This window comes from uncultured Slackia sp. (genome assembly GCF_944321625.1).
Classification (GTDB): domain Bacteria; phylum Actinomycetota; class Coriobacteriia; order Coriobacteriales; family Eggerthellaceae; genus Slackia.
Genome location: NZ_CALUMA010000021.1, coordinates 57,262 through 73,498 on the forward strand (window position 1 = coordinate 57,262; position 16,237 = coordinate 73,498).

Sequence of the window (16,237 nt, forward strand, 5' to 3'; positions counted from 1 at the left end):
GGATGCATGAATGAGCCGCCTGCTTGCTTATAGCGGCCACCTGCGTCCGCGTAATTCTCGTTGATATGACGAACCGCCTGATCAGCGGCTTCGTTTAAAGATAAGGAGCATTGGATATCATGACGGATTATTTGAACGAGTATTGCATGCACGACCACACGTGCGGCCAGCTGCGTGCGGCTGATGCCGGCACGAAAGTGACGCTCACCGGTTGGGTGTGGCACCATCGCGACCACGGTGGCCTGATCTTCATCGACCTGCGCGACCGCGAGGGCTACACGCAGGTGGTGGTAGACCCCGATTGCGTGACGGCTGACGAATTCACCGCCGCCGAGCACTCGCACCGCGAGTACGTGGTCAAGGTCGAGGGCACCGTGCGTCTGCGCGGCGAGGATGCCGTCAATCCCAACATGGAGACCGGCGAGATCGAAGTTCTGGCCAGCTCCTTCGTGGTGCTGAACACCTCCGTCACCCCTCCGTTCTCCATCGAGGACGGCATTGAGACCGACGAGATTACGCGCATGAAGTGGCGCTACATGGATCTGCGTCGTCCTGAGATGTTCCAGACCATCAAGCTGCGTCACACCGTGGCTCAGGCTATGCGCGCCGCGCTCAACAAGCGCGGTTTCATCGAGGTGGAAACGCCCATTCTTGCCAACTCCACGCCCGAGGGTGCGCGCGACTACATCGTGCCCAGCCGCCCCAACCCGGGCAAGTTCTACGCGCTGCCGCAGAGCCCGCAGCAGTTCAAACAGATGCGCATGTGCGGCGGCATCGAGCGCTACTACCAGATTGCCCGCTGCTTCCGCGACGAGGACCTGCGCGCCGACCGTCAGCCCGAGTTCACGCAGGTGGACATCGAGATGAGCTTCGTCGACGGTGAAGACGTCATCGACATGATGGAAGGCGTCATGGCGGAGGTGCTGGAGGCTGCCGGGGTTGAGCATCCCTTCCCGCTGCAGCGCATGCAGTATGCCGACGCCATGGAGTACTACGGTTGCGACCGTCCCGACATCCGCTTCGACATGAAGCTCGTCAACCTGACCGAGATCGTGCGCGGCTGCGGCTTCGGCGTGTTCTCCAAGGCTGTCGAGGCCGGCGGCGTGGTCAAGGCCATCAACGCCAAGGGCGCAGGCGACTGGAGCCGCGGCGAGATCGACAAGCTGGGCCACATCGCTTCCGACAACGGCGCGAAGGGCATGGCATGGATCGCCTACACCTCTGACGGCAAGGAGAAGAGCCCCATCATCAAGTTCTTCGACGATGAGACCTATGCCAAGATGAAGGAAGCCCTGAACGTGGAGCCGGGCGACCTGGTGCTGTTCGCGGCCGACCAGGCTGACGTTGCGAACGCGGTGCTCTCCGCGCTGCGTATGCACATGGCCGAGGCGCTCAATATCCCGCGCGAGGGCCACGCGCTTCTGTGGGTGGTGAACTTCCCCATGTTCCGCTACGACGAGCAGGAGAAGAAGTACGCCGCCGAGCACCATCCCTTCACCATGGTGCCGCCCGACCAGCAGCATCTGATCGAAGAGGCGCCGTTGGAGTGCGGCAGCTACTCGTACGACCTGGTCATGGACGGCTTCGAGGCCGGCGGCGGCACGATTCGTATCCACAACGCCGAGCTGCAGCGTCGCATCCTGCGCGTATGCGGCCTGACTGACGAGGAGATCGACGAGAAGTTCGGCCATCTGATCCACGCGCTTGAGCTGGGCGCGCCCCCGCATGGCGGCATCGCGCTGGGTCTGGACCGCCTGGTCATGCTGCTCGCGGGCAAGCAGTCCATCCGCGACGTTATCGCATTCCCCAAGACCAGCAGCGCGTCCGACCCGATGACCGGCGCCCCTTCCGAGGTGACCACGCGCCAGCTCAAAGAAGTCTCGCTGCGCACGCTGTAAAGCGCGAACGCGGTGCAACAAAATCTGCTTCATAGGCAAAGCGCCCGGAGTCCAGACGGCTCCGGGCGCTTTTGCGTTGCGGGCTTTTGCTGCGGCTTCAGTCTCCTTTGCCTCTGGCGGCGAAGATGACGCAGAACATGACGGTTGCCAAAGCTATCCATACGGCTAAATCCATGGATACTCCTTAGTGGTCTTGGCTTTTGAGCGTTTCCGACCACACTATATCAGCCGTCAGCAAAGGTTTTGTAAAGCCTTAGGTGAGGCGGGGATGCGCGCAACAGGACCTGTTGTCCTACGGCATGACCACCATGAGGAGGCCGAGGCCGATGAGCGCTAAGCCGGGGCCGGGGAGGATGAGCAGCGGCACGCCGATGGCCGCGATACCGAGCCCCGCGATGCGTCGCCCCAGATGAAGCGAGCGCTTGGGCGCTGCCGTAGTGGCATCAACGGTGGTGAAGGGGCTCTGCGGCGCATAGCCATGGGCATTCGTCCCGGTGCCGGCGCATCTGCATTCGGCACGCTTGGCGTACCAACGTGTATATGACTGAGCGGCCCGGGAGGCTTCGCCCGCATCGGTGCGAACGCTTCCGGCGTTGCCGCGAGCGAATCCGCGCTTGAAAGATTCAACGCACTCCGCCGCAACATTTCCGCCGGTGGAGGACGCGCCTCCGTCATTGACAAAGTTAACGGGAATGGCGGTTTTGGTGCCGTCGTCGTTGATGACGTATGCTTCTGCGTTGGTGCTGCTCATGATGTGCCTTTCCGCTTGCGCGGGCGGCGTTTCGTGGAAACGCGCTGCCATGGCGCTTTGCTGCGACGGTTTGGGATGAGGCAGGCGGCGGCGCTCTGCGACGCATGCATTGCGAGGTGCAGATTTGCCTGCCTGCCTTTTCCTGCGCGACTACTATCCCATACGGCGCGGCGCAATAGGCCCGCATCCGTCAATCGTTGGCAGCCCGTCACGCCGCCGTCAACAAATCGTCAGGTTGCTTAACGGCGGATGCTTGAAACGCGCTGCTCGGTGGCTTTCGCCGCATTGCCTTGCAGATCCATCCAACAAATCCCGTCTTTTTGACGCTAAAAATCGCTGGAGCGGGGGATTTTCATGTCAAAAAGACGGGATTCCTCTATCAGAATGTCGGGCGTGTCGGGCGAAGCCTAAAGCTTCTTCCAGGAGATGTCATCCGCGATGGGGTGCTCCTCGTTGAACGTTTGCAGGGCCTCGGTGGCTTCGCTGTAGGTGACGGTTTCTTCGAGCTCGTGGCCGTCCTTAAGAGTGGTCAACTCGTAGGGGCTGTCCGGATTGCCACGGTCCGCATCGGAAACATAGGTGTAGCCCACGCTCGCCTCCTTAATCAGCTTGTCGCCGTTCCAGGAGCAAAGCGTTGAAGCGTTGGTGTCAAACCCGCCCGACCCGCGGTTGATAAGCTGGCCGTCTTCGGTGATGTAGTAGCCACCTCGCACGATGGACTCTCCAAATCGCTTCATGTAGCCCTCGTCGTTAAAATCGAAGGCGCAGATGATAGGCGTGTCATACGAAGGGTCGTCGATTGATTGGCGAATGAAAAGCTCGTCGATGGAATCGCCGTCGATATCCTGGTAGGCGTATTCGAGCGCGATCGAGCTGGGGTCGATCCCAATGAGAAAGTCGCCTACATATACATTGGGGTATTCCATGTTGTCTATATCGCCGCTCAGCATGAGCATGGCTTCATCGTCTGGGGCGGACTGGACGTCTTTGATGTACGTGCGGTAGGAATCCAAGACGTTCTCATATGTCTGCGCGGCTTCCGCTTGGGCAGCGGCCAACGTGTCCTCCTCGGAAGGTGCCTCCTGCTCCTGGCTGGACGGCTGCTCCTGCTCGAATGCGCCGTTTTCGGGCTGAGCGTCTTGCGTCGGTTGCTCCTGCGCCGGCTGATTGTGCGGCGCAACGAAGGTCGTGTACACGTAATGCGCAGCAAACGCCGTTCCCGCTGCTAGCGCAAGCGCCAGGGCCACGATGACTACAAGCGGCATGCGGCGCCGGCTGCGTTGCTTGGTTTGCTCCATCGCGTTTTTGAGGGATGTTCCAAAGGGATGCTGATGGGCTTGATTGCTTTGGTCACCTTGAGGGTCTGCTTGGTTCTGCCAATTCGTTTGGTCTAGCTGGCTTGTCTGCTCAGGCTGCACCAAGGGGACTGTTTTGCCCGCCTGATTCGATTGGGCCATTGTGGAGGATGCCGTTGACGGGTTGTCGGATGAGAGCGCCTCGCGATTGTCCAAAGCGGCAGTCTCGTCGGGCGCTTCGGGAAGCGGCTCCTTTGCTTCCCGCACAACGGGCTTGCCGCATTTCGTGCAGAAGTTGGCATCGTCCGCCAATTTGGTTCCGCAATACATGCAATACATAGCAATTCTCTCTTTCGGGTTGAAGCTCACGATGTGCGCCACGGCGATGCTGTGACGCGTCAGCGGGCGGTTGTGTGCCTGGCGCACGTTGGAGAGTCCAGGCACTACGATTGAGAAGTTTCTCGTGTCTCTGGCTTTTACCCTTCACTATACGCCAAGGCTTTGGGCGTGCTGGCGTGCAAGAAGGGCGTCTTCGCGTGCCTGGGGAATTTTGGCCATCAGATAAATGAGGTAGATCGGCCCTACGATAATTGAGAACATGAGGGCGATCATTGCCGCTATGCAAAGGAACACTAGGTTGAACACGATAAAAAAGCCGTGGTTGTCTATGAAGTGCTTAAGCGGCGCAAACCCGAAAGGGACAAAGAAGAAGCAGCAGGTCAGAAAGATGCAGACCCCAATAATCTGTCCCATATCCGTGAAAGTGTCGGGGTTTGACTGGTGCGCGCTGATGAACATGCCCAGCAAAGCCTGGAATCCGAGCACGGCGATGACGATTGCCCAGATGAAGCACGTGCGTCGTGTGTGCAACAGGCGCTGATATTTGGCCTCTGCGAAGTTGGCGATGTCGCTTGCCTGCTGCGCGGCAACGATGGCGCTAGCGAGCTGGGCATGCTGCGATGTTGGCTGACCATATGGCGAAACCGGCATGCCGGCGGGAGCGTTTTGGGGAAGAGGGTATGGCGCGGAGCGTTGGCGGAGGAGCTTATTGGGGCGGAAGGGGCGGCCGGGGCAGCGAGCTGCTGCGATGCGCCGATAGAGGCAACGTGAGCCGCCAGGGCTTCGGCGATTTTCTGGCCGGGCTCATAGGGGGCTCCGTCGTCTGCGACTTGGTGTAGGTTTGTCCCGCAATTCTAGCAGAACTGGGCTTCTTCGGGCAATGTCTGTCCGCATGTCGGGCACTGCATGGCAACCTCCTTGCTGCTGTTTCACACTGCGATAATAGTCATTGGCACATCTCAATAAAAGGTATTTTGACCGGGTAAATTTATATTGTTACAATCGCCAAAAGATGGAGGACGTCGCGGGCCAAGGGGGGGGCACCCTCGGGCGAATGGAATCCGGGCAAGGCAATGCCGTGCCGGAATGAGCAGGTGAGGCACTGATTTCGAATGAGCAGGATGCCTGTTGGGCTGCTCAAAGAAGGATTGGAGCGGGACGCAAGATGGATATTCTCGATCAAATCAAAACGCCTCAAGGCCGTCTTCCTGTGCGCAACGTTGCGCTTGTGCCAAACTCTGAGGGGCGGGAGGGCAAAGGCGGCTCGCCAGGCGAAGGCGGCTTGCCCGTCCTCGAATTCTCGTTTGCCAATCCGCAGGATATCGCGGGCAACCCGATTCTTGCGCGTATGAGGGCGGTTCTCGAGGATGTTGCGTTTGTGGGTCGCGACACCCTGCTTTCGGTTGCCAAAACCACGGGGCCGTTGTTTGGCGCGTCCGCCCGTGAATCGGTGCTCGACTGGCAGAGCGCCGCGAATATCGCAAGGGCGGCAATCATGATGCAGGAAGTGGCGAACGGCTCAAAGCCGCCCCTCGTCTTGAAGGCCGGAATCGGACCCGATGAGTCCGGCGCATGCCTGGTGGGAAAAACGAGCGTACAGAGTGCTTTGACGGGTGAGGAGTTTCTCATGTATGCCGTCTCGTTCGCCGTTGATGCGGAGCGGGCGGGCGGATACGTGGCCATGCTGCCCAGGCTTCCGTGGTTCAAGAAATTCTCCGGCTCAGGCTGCTTCGACTATCTTTTCGTCAATATTGACCACGAGGGCGGAAGAGCGTTTCTGTCGGTTGTGCTGCTGTCTTTCACCCGGGAGATAGCACCTGAGGATTTTGCCGCCATGCTTCTCTGTTACTGCGATGGCGAGGAAGCGGCCCGCTCGGTTTTGGGCAGCTTGCGCGACGGGAGTGCGCTTTCAGGGGCGTTCCTGGATGCGGGCGATGTGCTCGGCCTGCTTGCGAACGGCGGCGAGCTTTTTGTGCGCGAAGAGGAGATTGACGAAGGCGATAGGCCGAAACTGGCGCGCCTCGTTCAAGGCATCGTGTCGCTGCATGTTCAGGGGGCGACGGTCGACCTGTTTCGATCGGACGAGACGACGGGCTTTTTGGCGTTCAATTCGGCACTTGCGTTTCTGTGGTACGACTTCGCCCGCAAGCTCGGTCAGGTTCGCGTGGGGTATTGCCAGCAATGCGGTCGGCCGTTTTCCCTTTCGGGGCATCGCGGCATTCCGAAGAGGTTCTGCAGCGAGGCGTGCAAGACCAAGGCGAAAAACGAACGGCAGCGGTCGGCCAACGAGCGCCTGCGCAGGCGGTTCCTGGAAGGTGAGTCGGTGGAGGACGTCGCGCGTGCATGCTATCCGAAAGATGCAGGTGGCGTTGCACGGGAGAAGGTTCTTCGGTCGCTGCGCCAATGGGTTGAGCTGCGTCATAAGGTAGAGGACGAGTTAGCGCACGATGGCGGTCTGCTCGTGCAGCGTTGCATCGATGAGGGCGTGTATACCGCTGAAGAGGTCGAATCCCGCAGGAAAGTTGTCGCTCGGAAGCAAAGAAAGCGTCGCACATAGGGGCGTTACTAGTGGGTCACAGGCGGGCTCCGCGAAAAAATGCCTCTACGTTACGGTTTTGCGGGCGCCCGCAGAGCAGACGTTCGCATCGCATACCTGCGAACTGGCAAAACGCGAGCTTGCCCCCATGGTCTATTCGGAACCTCCGCGCAAAACCGTGATGTAGGGGCGTTTTTTGCATCTGACGCTCACGACGGAGCGGTGGCGTATACTGCTTCACCAATGTGAATTGGGATAATGCATCGGAGCACACGCACGAAAGGCACATTTATGCTTACTATTGGCTGCCATCTTTCCTCGTCCAAGGGCTTTCTTGCTATGGGCAAAACCGCTCAGTCTATCGGCGCCACAACCTTCGCGTTCTTCACGCGTAACCCGCGCGGCGGATCGGCCAAGGCTATCGACCCCGAGGATGCGGCCGAGCTGCGTTCGTTCTTGCAGGTCGAGGGCTTCGGCAAACTGGTGGCGCACGCGCCGTACACGCTCAACCCCTGTTCGGACAAGGAGCACGCGCGCCAATTTGCGCGCGAGGCCATGGCGGATGACCTGGTGCGCATGGAGTATCTGCCCGGCAACTATTACAACTTTCACCCCGGTAGCCATGTGAAGCAGGGCGCAGACGTGGGCATCGAGATGATTGCCGGCCTGCTCAACGAGGTGTTGGCGCCGGAGCAGTCGACCACCGTGCTGCTGGAGACTATGGCCGGCAAAGGCACCGAGGTGGGCGGGCGTTTCGAGGAGTTGGCCGCCATCGTCGAGCGCGTGGAGCTTTCCGATCATGTGGGCGTGTGCCTGGACACCTGCCACGCGCACGACGCGGGCTACGACATCGTGAACAATCTGGATGGCGTGCTGGAGGAGTTCGACCGCGTGATCGGCATCGAGCGCCTGCGTGCCATCCATATCAACGACAGCAGGAATCCGTGCGGCGCGCATAAAGATCGCCACGAGACCATCGGCAACGGGTTCATTGGGCTGGAGGCGTTCGGTCGCATTGTGCGCCATCCGCAGCTGCGCGACTTGCCGTTCATCCTGGAAACGCCCAACGAGCTGCCCGGTTATGCGGCCGAGATCGAGCTGCTGCGCGGTCTGGCAGAGCGGTAGTACGGGGACGTAGCGCGTCGGCGCTGAAATCGAGCTGCTGCGTGGCCTTACCGGCTAATTTGACACCGGCTTTACAAACGGGTTTTCCGGCGGCGCTATACTGCTTGACGTATGCCTTCACCTGGGGCGCGCAGCCTGCTGACGGCTCTGCTTGGGATTATCCGAGCGAGCTGCTGGAGCACGTTGTGCCGCTGGGCTGAGGGCGCATAATATATCCCAGGGGACCGGACGGATTGCATCTATGAAATATGGAGTCATCGACGTTGGATCGAACACGGTGCGCCTGTGCGTGTACGACGTGTCGGCTGACGGCAAAAAGTTCAAGACCATCGTGAACCGCAAGATCACGGCAGGTTTGGCATCGTACGTCGAAGGCGGAGCGCTTTCGGATAAGGGCATCGAAGTTGCCATCGAAAGCGTGCGCCGCTGCCTCAAGCGCGCGGCGTTGCTCGACGTGGCGCGCGTTGACGTGTTCGCTACCGCCGTATTGCGCAACATCTCCAACAGCGCCGAGGCGGTGTCCGCGGTGGAGAAGGGCGCCGGCTGCAGCATCGCGCTGCTCTCCGACGAGGATGAGGCACATCTGGGATTTGTGGGCGCGTGCCACGAGGATGTGCTGGACAACGGTGTGCTGGTGGATATCGGCGGCGGATCGGCCGAGGTCACGCTGGTGGCGGCGGGCAATGACGTGATGCGTGCGAGCCTGCCCATCGGATCGCTTTCTTCGTACAAGAAGCATGTGGCTGACATTCTGCCTACGCCGCAGGAGGCGGAGGCTATCAAGCGCGATACCGCTGCGCTGCTGGATGCCGAGCCCAGTGGCATCGTGGAGCATCGCGTGAAGAAGCTCTTCGGCGTGGGCGGCAGCATTCGCGCCATCGCGGAGACGAATGCGCTGCTGCGCCCCGAGGCGTCGTACAGCGACATCTCGCGCGCCGATGCCGAGGCGCTGGCGGTGGATGTGACCGAGAATCGTCGCGCGTTCATCGATGCCGTGCTGCACACCTCGCCTGAGCGTCTGCACACCATCTCGTGCGGCCTTGCCGTGCTGCTGGAGATTTTCGAGCGCTTCGATGCGCAGACCCTCCACGTGTGCGAGAACGGTGTGCGCGAAGGTTTCCTGATCGAGCGCATGCTGGGTGGCGGCTCGGCAAGGGTTGAGGGCCGGTCGGCGGCCAAAAAGCCTGCGACGGCTGAGGCGGCGAAAAAGTCTGTGGCAAAGAAGGCTCCCGCGGCCAAAAAGCCCGTCACGCGATAGAAGCAGGGCTCATCGTATGGATGGCAGAATCCGACGATACCCACAATACAGAAACCCGTCGCACAAGAGCAGCGGGCATATAAAGGAAAAGGCCCCGCAGGGCCTTTTCCTTTAGGAGATATGGAATGAGGGGAATGAGAATTCCTGTTGCGGGGCTAATTACCCTTCGATGGAAATCAGCTTCTTGGTCTCCTCCGGGGCGGGCAGCTCCTTCTTGGGGACGGTGATCTTCAGGATGCCGTCCTCGAACTTCGCGCGGATGTCATCCTCGGAAATCTCGTCGCCCACATAGAAGCTACGGCTGCAGCTGCCGGTGAAGCGCTCCTTGCGCAGGTAGGTGCCGTCCTCGGACTTGTCCTCGGTCGAGCTTTCGGTGGAGGCGTTCACGGTCAGGTAGCCATCCTTGAGCTCGGCGTGGACGTTTTCCTTCTTGAAGCCCGGCAGGTCGATCTCAAGCTCGTAAGCCTTGTCGGTTTCCTTGATGTCGGTCTTCATCATTGCGGGAATCGGCTGCTTCTGCGGACGACCACCGAAGAAGCCCAGGTCAAACGGATCGCTCAGGAAGTCACTAAAGAAATCATTACGACGTGCAGGTACCAGCATCATTGTCATCTCCTGTCTTCGTGCGGGACTTTCGAGGAGGCTTAACGGGCTACCCTTGGCGGAAGGGGGTGCGCTTCGGGAACCTCGTCTTTGCTTCTGTCTCAAACCCTCGCAACTCTTTTGCTTACGATTTGCAGTATAGGAGCTTTTTAGCACTCTGCAAGGGAGAGTGCTAATTCAGTACCGTTCTGTAACTTTTGGCACATGCTGGCCGCGATTGATGCTGATGGTGGGCGTTTCGGTGTGAAGGCTGTCAAGAAAGGGCGAACTGTCCGACTAAATCAAAATCGAAGAGAAACGTGATTCGTCCTGCAATTTCTGAATCCAGAGGGCACTTCGCTATGGTAAAGTGTTCCGCACGTGAAACCTGGGGCCGGCGAGGCTTCGGGGCAGGGCACTGAAGTGCGACGCAAGGTTGAAACAAAAGCGTCGGGCAGAAGCAAGGTGCCAAAGAGGGCAAGACGAAAGGGCGATCGCGATGGGCATCAACCTCACACGCATCTCCGCGAACCCCGCTAGGGGTTGGTGGTGGCGTTGCTCGCACGCGGTCGGTCGATCGTGAGCTTCGTCACGCACCTGAATCAAGGCTGACATGGCTCTCGGTTTCGACCGAGGGCCTTTTTGTTGCCAGTCGCAACCGCGTGCGAGCCTAAGCGACGCGGGGTGCCAATGAGGTAGCCGACCCTCGCGAGGCAGCGGGTGCGCGAGGCTGCATGGGAAGTGGCAGATGCGCAAATCCGACTCCTCCGTGGGCGCCCAGCCCGCAGCTTGCGGGCGGCATGCTGAATGAAAAGCGCTGCGATTTTGGGGCGCTTTGAGATAGAAAGAGAGAAGCAATGGCAGAAAACGCTTCGGGCGGTGCCGGGCAGGGCGGAAAAGCCCGTGACACGTTTACCGGCAAGACCGCTTTCATTATTTCATGCATCGGCTCGGCGGTGGGCTTAAGCGGCATCTGGCTGTTCCCGTACCGCGTGTCCGAGATGGGCGGCGCGGCGTATCTGATTCCGTATCTGATTTTCGTGGTGCTGCTGGGGCTTACCGGCGTCATCGGCGAGATGGCGTTCGGCCGCGCGATGGGCACCGGCCCTATGGGAGCGTTCGCCAAAGCGCTGGAGATGCGCGGCGTGAAGCACGGCTCCGCTATCGGCAAGGTGCTCGGCTTCGTGCCCACGGTGGCGGCGCTGGGCATCGCCATCGGCTATACGGTCGTGCTTGGATGGTTTCTAAAGTATACCGTTGCCGCTCTCACGGGCTCGCTGCTGAACGTGCCCGATGTGGGCGTCTACTTCGGCGAGCTCGCCACCGACTTCGGTAACATCGGGTGGCATGTGGCGGCGCTCGCGCTCACGCTGGCGGTCATGCTTGCCGGCATCTCCAAGGGCATTGAGCGTCTGAACAAGGTCATGATGCCGCTGTTCTTCGTGCTTATCGTGATCATTGGCATCCGCGTGGCTACGTTGCCGGGAGCGTTCGCGGGCTACGAGTACCTGCTGGTGCCACGCTGGGAGGCGTTGAGCGACCCCAAGACCTGGGTGTATGCGCTGGGTCAGGCGTTCTTCGGGCTCTCACTTGCAGGCGGCGGCACGCTGGTGTATGGCAGCTACCTGAAGAAGGACGTGGACGTGGTGTCGGCCGCCAAGAACGTGGTGGTGTTCTCCACCATCGCGGCGCTGCTCTCGGCGCTCGTGGTGGTGCCCGCCGTGTTCGCTTTCGGCATCGACACGCAGTCCGGCCCGCCGCTGCTGTTCATCGCGCTGCCGCAGGTGTTCCAGCAGATGCCTATGGGCGGCGTGTTCTGTTTCCTGTTCTTTCTGGCTGTGGTGTGTGCGGCCATCACCAGCCTGGTGAACCTGTTCGAGCCGCCAATCGAGGCGCTGCAGGAGCAGGCTCATCTGCCGCGCTGGGCCGCCGTGCTGATCACCGCCGTGGTGGCGCTTGCCGTGGGCGTGTTCATCGAGAGCGGCGATGCGGTGAGTAACTGGATGGATGCCGTTTCCATCTACGCAATGCCGGTGGGTGCGCTTATGGCTGCCGTCATGTTCTTCTGGGTATGCCCCAAGGGCTTTGCCAAGGCGCAGGCTCAGCTTGGGCGCGAGAAGGAGATTGGTCGTTGGTTCGAGCCCATGACCAAGTACCTGTTCGTGGGTATCACCGCCGCGGTTATCGTGCTGGGTATCTTCTTCGGCGGTATCGGATAGGCGACTGAAGGCATCCAGCCCTCAGCTTCATGGAATGCTCGAGGGTCATGCGTTAGAATCGACCCGTCGCATGAGCGGCGGGTCGATTGATTATAGAGGGGGATTGCATGGCGGGTTCGACGGTTGTCGTGGACGTGCAGGCGTGCATCGGGTGCGGCGCGTGCGTGGAGGATTGTTTTCCGGGCACGATGCATCTGAATGCAGATGGGGTGGCTGAGTGCCTCGTTCCCTGTTTGGAGTGCGGTCACTGTGTGGCAGTCTGCCCGCAGGACGCCGTGCGTATCGAGGGGCTCGATATGGGCGAGGTCGAGTCATGCGACGGTGCCGTGCTTGATTCTGCGCGGGCTCTGCATGCGATTAAGGCGCGCCGCAGCATTCGCCAGTTCCAGAATCGTCCGCTTTCCGATGACGTGGTGCACGCCATGCTCGAGGCGGGGCGCTATACGCCCACGGCGCGCAACCTCCAGGGCACGAGCTTCACGATTATCCAGCGGGAGATGCCCGAATTTCGGGAGTTGCTTTGGCACGAGATGCCCAATGTGGTGCGGGCAATTGAAGCGGAAGTTCCGGCGTATGCTAGGAAATTCGAGGGCTTCATCCAGGCGTATGAAGCAGGCAAAGACAACCTGCTGTTCAATGCGCCCGCGTTCGTGGTTATTTCGACCGAGAATATGTGGGATGCCGGCTTGGCGGCTGCGAATATGGAGATAGTGGCCGCAGCGCACGGTGCCGGCGTGCTGCACAGCGGGTACATGAAGCGCATCCTGTCGGCGAGTCCTGCGCTGCGGGACTGGCTTGGCCTGGGCGATGCACCTGTGGCCTGCTGCATGCTCGCGGGCTATCCCTCGGTTGCCTATCGGCGCACCGCACCCCGCAAGCCGGGAAAATTTGTAGTGCGATAGGAACTGATTGCTGCGGGTGGCAGGATTGTCGCTCGGTGCATGAGAAGCCTGTCAGCGCAAACGAGCGGAACAGTATTCTGACGAGTCTGCAGTATGGCAGCAAGATTGATAGTATGTGTTAAGGAAGGCCCGTCTTTGGCGGGCCTTCCTTTGTCTGCGACGCGTTTATTGGACGTACTGCTCGCCGCTTTGGGATCCGGGGGCGGCGTTGCCTGCATCTTCGATGAAGTGAGAGCGTGAGAGCATGGAAACACGCTTGCCCGCGTCGACGCGCGACCTGCGTTCGCGCAGGCCCAGCTTGCAGGCGAGGTCCTGATCGGCGCGCTGGAATGTGGATACGACCAGCTTGCCGCGTGCCTTCGATGCCGCTGCAGCGAAAATCGCGCGTTGGTTGTCGAGCGCACTTCCCTCAATGATTGCCCCATTCGAATCGAAGCATGTCGTCGAGGGGATGAAGCCGTCCATGGCGCCCGTCATCACCACGACGCGCGGCGACAGCCCCGCAACGCCCCGGTACGAGCCTACGAGCACATGATTCGGATCAAAGTCGAACGTGCGTGAATACGAGGCTTCGCGGATTATCGTGACCAGCTGGGCGGCGTCCTCGGTGCCGTTAAGGACGTCGTCCAGATCGAACGGGTCGTCGGCAAGGCCGCTGAAGACCGTCTGCGTAAGCGAGAAGCCCTTGAGCCCGCTGTTTCTTTCGATGAAGGACATTCCCTCCTGCACGCGAGCAGCAAACGGCGCCAACGAAGCCGGGATGGCTGTCATGTCCTGGGCAATGCGTTCGATTGCCTCGGCGAGCGAAAGGCTCTCCGATTTGCTCCATTCCTCGAATGCACGCCATAGGCCGGTGCCGAGGTCGGGCTGTCCGGCACCCCACCAGATGCGCCATGCCATGACGTCATGAGCATCGGCGAGCAACGCCGCTTTTGCATAGGCGAGATACGCGGCCGCTGCAGCGGGTTTGGCGGGGTTGCCGCGCACGGGTTCGTCGTCGAGCGCCATGGTCGCATCCAGCCAGCGTCGCGTGAGGGCGCGTCGCATCGCGATGCCCCATGTGCGGTTGGGAACCGCCACATAGATTTCGCCGGGAAGGGCCGTGCCTTCGTCGACCATCGAGCGGATCAATTTGGCGATGCCGTTGGGCTCGTCGTCGGGCGTGCGCCATTTCAGCAGGACGACGCTCTCGTCGTCGAATGCGATTGCTCCTGCGTCGCAGAGGCGGTCATAAGCGGCGCAATCGGCGTGTGCCACCGCGTGGGCGAACGCTTTGATATGCGTGTCGGCGGGCGCGGTGGCGGGGTTTTCCGCTGCCGCGTCCAGGAATGCTGGCAGGCTGACCACCTTGGCGCTGCCGTGTTTTTCCAGGAATTCTTGCAGCGAAATGTCGCCGGCGCATTCGTCGAATCCCTTAAGGGAAACCTGGTCGTTCCATGCCACGACGAATTCATGCGCCGCACTCGCCTCGAGCGCAACAAGCGTTGCGCGGCTTAGATTCTGGGCGTCGTCTACGAGTACCGCTGCATGCGTTGCCGTGATACTCTCACATGCAGCACGCGGTGCAATCTCTTGGGGAGCTAAGAGCCCATATTGGGCCAGCAATTTCTCCAGCCGCTCCCGCACGTGACGATGGGGACCCTCATCGGGGAGGGAAAAGTCGCCCCGTCGCCAGCGCGCGAACGTTTCGCCCAGGCAGCACCTCGTCGTGGCGCCGCCAACGCCTGGGGAGCGGAGGTCGGCAAGGACGAACGTCCATTCCGCCGCCATCGCGCGTCGCGTTCTGGTTCCGCCGCCCTGTGCAATCGTGTCCAGGCACACGTCCTGCGCCGTGCGCGCTGCAACACGTTCGGCGACTTCGGGCGCCTCTTGCGCGAGGCGAAGCGAAAACGCGCGGCAGGCCGTGAGAGACGGCGTTACCACCAGGATGTTCTCCGGTGCCATGCCGGTGTCTATGAGCTCCTTTACGTGGGAGATGAGAAACGTGGTCTTGCCCGATGAAGCGCCGCCGTGCACCACGGTGATGTTCGAATATGTATCCATGAAGCCCGCCTTACCGTTCGTACACTTCGTCGAAGCCGAGCAGCTTGCGCATGGCGAACATGCCCTTCTTCGGGCTCTCATAATTGATGTCAGGTTTGCGCATCTCGTTGCGCTCGACCCCGCCGTTGAGGATGTCCACGGTCAGCACCTCATCGTACACCTTGAGGGCCTTGGTGGGGCAGATGTCTTCGCAGCAGCGGCATTTCACGCAGTCGCCGGGATAGTGGTCCACGCCGAACGTGCCGTCTTCCTCGTCGAACTTGCGCAAAGCCCCGGTGGGGCAGAACGTTGCGCACATGCGGCAAGAGTTGCAGATGTCAGGATCGATTACCACGTGGCCCCACAGACGCACGTCGATGAGTTCGTCGCTCGGTTCGCCCAGCGCCGCCAGGTTGTCCAGCAGACGCTCGCGACGGTCGGGAATGAAGTGGGGGAGCGTGCCGTCGTCCATGACCTTGATGAACCGCGGCTCTTCGGGCTCCTTCTCACCCAGCTCTTCCTTGAGGGTCTCATCGACCACGGTAGAGGCGATGCGCTTGCTCTCGTCTTTCACCTTGAAGAAGAAGTTGCGGCGCACCTCGTCATAGGCGCGGCCTTCGGGGGCGCGCACGTCGCGCGGGAACCGGTCGGCGATCTTGGCCCTCATGGGGCAATCCCATACGCGCAGAAGCTCGTTGGCGGTATCGCACACCGCTTGCGCCGTCTCCAGACCCACGGCGTGATCGCATTCCGCGCAAGCGCCCTGCACCAACATCACCTTGGACACGCCCGCCACGGCGCATGCCGTTATCAGGGATTCCTCGATGCGGCCCAGGCATTCGACCGCCACCACCTTGGAGGCGTCGAGCATATTGCCTGCGGCATCCACGATCTGGCGGCAGGCGATAACCGCGACTCCGCCGTTTTTCTGCGCCGCGGCAAGCACCGCGCGCTGGAGCTCGGCATCGTTGGGTCTATGGGCTTCAAGCGCGCAGGTGGGGCACATGGTTGCGCACGTGCCGCAGCCGATGCACTTGTCGGGCTCGATGATAAGCTGATTGTCGTCATAGGAGATGGCGCCTGACGTGCACGCTTGCGCACACCGCATGCACGACGCATTGCGGTTGCGCACGGCAACGCAGCGCTGTTGGTATACCGAGATATCGGCGCTTTTGATTTTGTCGAGCATGCCGAACATGCTGTCTAATGGAGCCATGAAACGCCTTTCCACTGTCCAAGGAACGTTCATCGCCCCAACCCCCAAGGATTCATTATAGGAGGGCGCGATGCGGTGTCAACGAAAAGAGGGG

General features: G+C 60.8%; 12 protein-coding genes. 6 read left to right on the top strand and 6 right to left on the bottom strand.

The window, feature by feature from the left end:
• The first annotated feature begins 119 nt into the window (after positions 1–119).
• Positions 120–1,898: an aspartate--tRNA ligase gene (aspS, locus tag Q0J60_RS01865; RefSeq protein ID WP_294438500.1), complete on the top strand. Its 1,779-nt coding sequence runs from the start codon at positions 120–122 to the stop codon at positions 1,896–1,898.
• A gap of 292 nt (positions 1,899–2,190) precedes the next feature.
• Here the strand turns inward: aspS and Q0J60_RS01870 are convergent, their stop codons facing one another.
• The 3 genes from Q0J60_RS01870 to Q0J60_RS01880 form a co-directional block, all read right to left on the bottom strand.
• The gene (locus Q0J60_RS01870) at positions 2,191–2,649 is read right to left on the bottom strand and encodes a hypothetical protein (protein ID WP_294438501.1); all 459 of its coding nucleotides are present in this window, start codon (positions 2,647–2,649) and stop codon (positions 2,191–2,193) included.
• Between the two features lie 407 nt (positions 2,650–3,056).
• Positions 3,057–4,388: a zinc ribbon domain-containing protein gene (locus tag Q0J60_RS01875; RefSeq protein WP_294438502.1), complete on the bottom strand. Its 1,332-nt coding sequence runs from the start codon at positions 4,386–4,388 to the stop codon at positions 3,057–3,059.
• A 42-nt stretch (positions 4,389–4,430) separates the two neighbouring features.
• Entirely contained in the window at positions 4,431–4,934 is a 504-nt protein-coding gene (locus Q0J60_RS01880) for a hypothetical protein (protein ID WP_294438503.1), read from the bottom strand.
• Positions 4,935–5,565: 631 nt separating this feature from the next.
• Here Q0J60_RS01880 and Q0J60_RS01885 point away from each other — a divergent pair.
• The 3 genes from Q0J60_RS01885 (at position 5,566) to Q0J60_RS01895 (ending at position 9,202) form a co-directional block, all read left to right on the top strand.
• Positions 5,566–6,840 carry a hypothetical protein gene (locus Q0J60_RS01885; RefSeq protein ID WP_294438504.1) on the top strand — a complete coding sequence of 425 codons (1,275 nt, stop codon included), beginning with the start codon at positions 5,566–5,568 and terminating at the stop codon, positions 6,838–6,840.
• Positions 6,841–7,110: 270 nt separating this feature from the next.
• Positions 7,111–7,944 carry a deoxyribonuclease IV gene (locus Q0J60_RS01890; RefSeq protein WP_294438505.1) on the top strand — a complete coding sequence of 278 codons (834 nt, stop codon included), beginning with the start codon at positions 7,111–7,113 and terminating at the stop codon, positions 7,942–7,944.
• A 241-nt stretch (positions 7,945–8,185) separates the two neighbouring features.
• On the top strand, positions 8,186–9,202 hold the full coding sequence (locus tag Q0J60_RS01895; RefSeq protein WP_294438506.1) for an exopolyphosphatase: 1,017 nt from the start codon (positions 8,186–8,188) through the stop codon (positions 9,200–9,202).
• A 159-nt stretch (positions 9,203–9,361) separates the two neighbouring features.
• Here Q0J60_RS01895 and Q0J60_RS01900 read toward each other — a convergent pair whose 3' ends face one another.
• A complete protein-coding gene (locus Q0J60_RS01900; RefSeq protein WP_294438507.1) occupies positions 9,362–9,808 on the bottom strand; it encodes an Hsp20/alpha crystallin family protein in 447 nt (148 codons plus the stop codon).
• An 833-nt stretch (positions 9,809–10,641) separates the two neighbouring features.
• Here Q0J60_RS01900 and Q0J60_RS01905 point away from each other — a divergent pair.
• Together Q0J60_RS01905 and Q0J60_RS01910 are read left to right on the top strand one after the other, a co-directional pair.
• The gene (locus Q0J60_RS01905; RefSeq protein ID WP_294438508.1) at positions 10,642–12,003 is read left to right on the top strand and encodes a sodium-dependent transporter; all 1,362 of its coding nucleotides are present in this window, start codon (positions 10,642–10,644) and stop codon (positions 12,001–12,003) included.
• Between the two features lie 107 nt (positions 12,004–12,110).
• On the top strand, positions 12,111–12,905 hold the full coding sequence (locus tag Q0J60_RS01910) for a nitroreductase family protein (RefSeq protein WP_294438509.1): 795 nt from the start codon (positions 12,111–12,113) through the stop codon (positions 12,903–12,905).
• 165 nt (positions 12,906–13,070) lie between these two features.
• On the opposite strand, the gene Q0J60_RS01915 is transcribed toward Q0J60_RS01910, so the two are convergent.
• Together Q0J60_RS01915 and Q0J60_RS01920 are read right to left on the bottom strand one after the other, a co-directional pair.
• A complete protein-coding gene (locus Q0J60_RS01915) occupies positions 13,071–14,948 on the bottom strand; it encodes a UvrD-helicase domain-containing protein (protein WP_294438510.1) in 1,878 nt (625 codons plus the stop codon).
• A gap of 10 nt (positions 14,949–14,958) precedes the next feature.
• Positions 14,959–16,143: a 4Fe-4S binding protein gene (locus tag Q0J60_RS01920; protein ID WP_294438511.1), complete on the bottom strand. Its 1,185-nt coding sequence runs from the start codon at positions 16,141–16,143 to the stop codon at positions 14,959–14,961.
• Between the last annotated feature and the right edge of the window lie 94 nt (positions 16,144–16,237).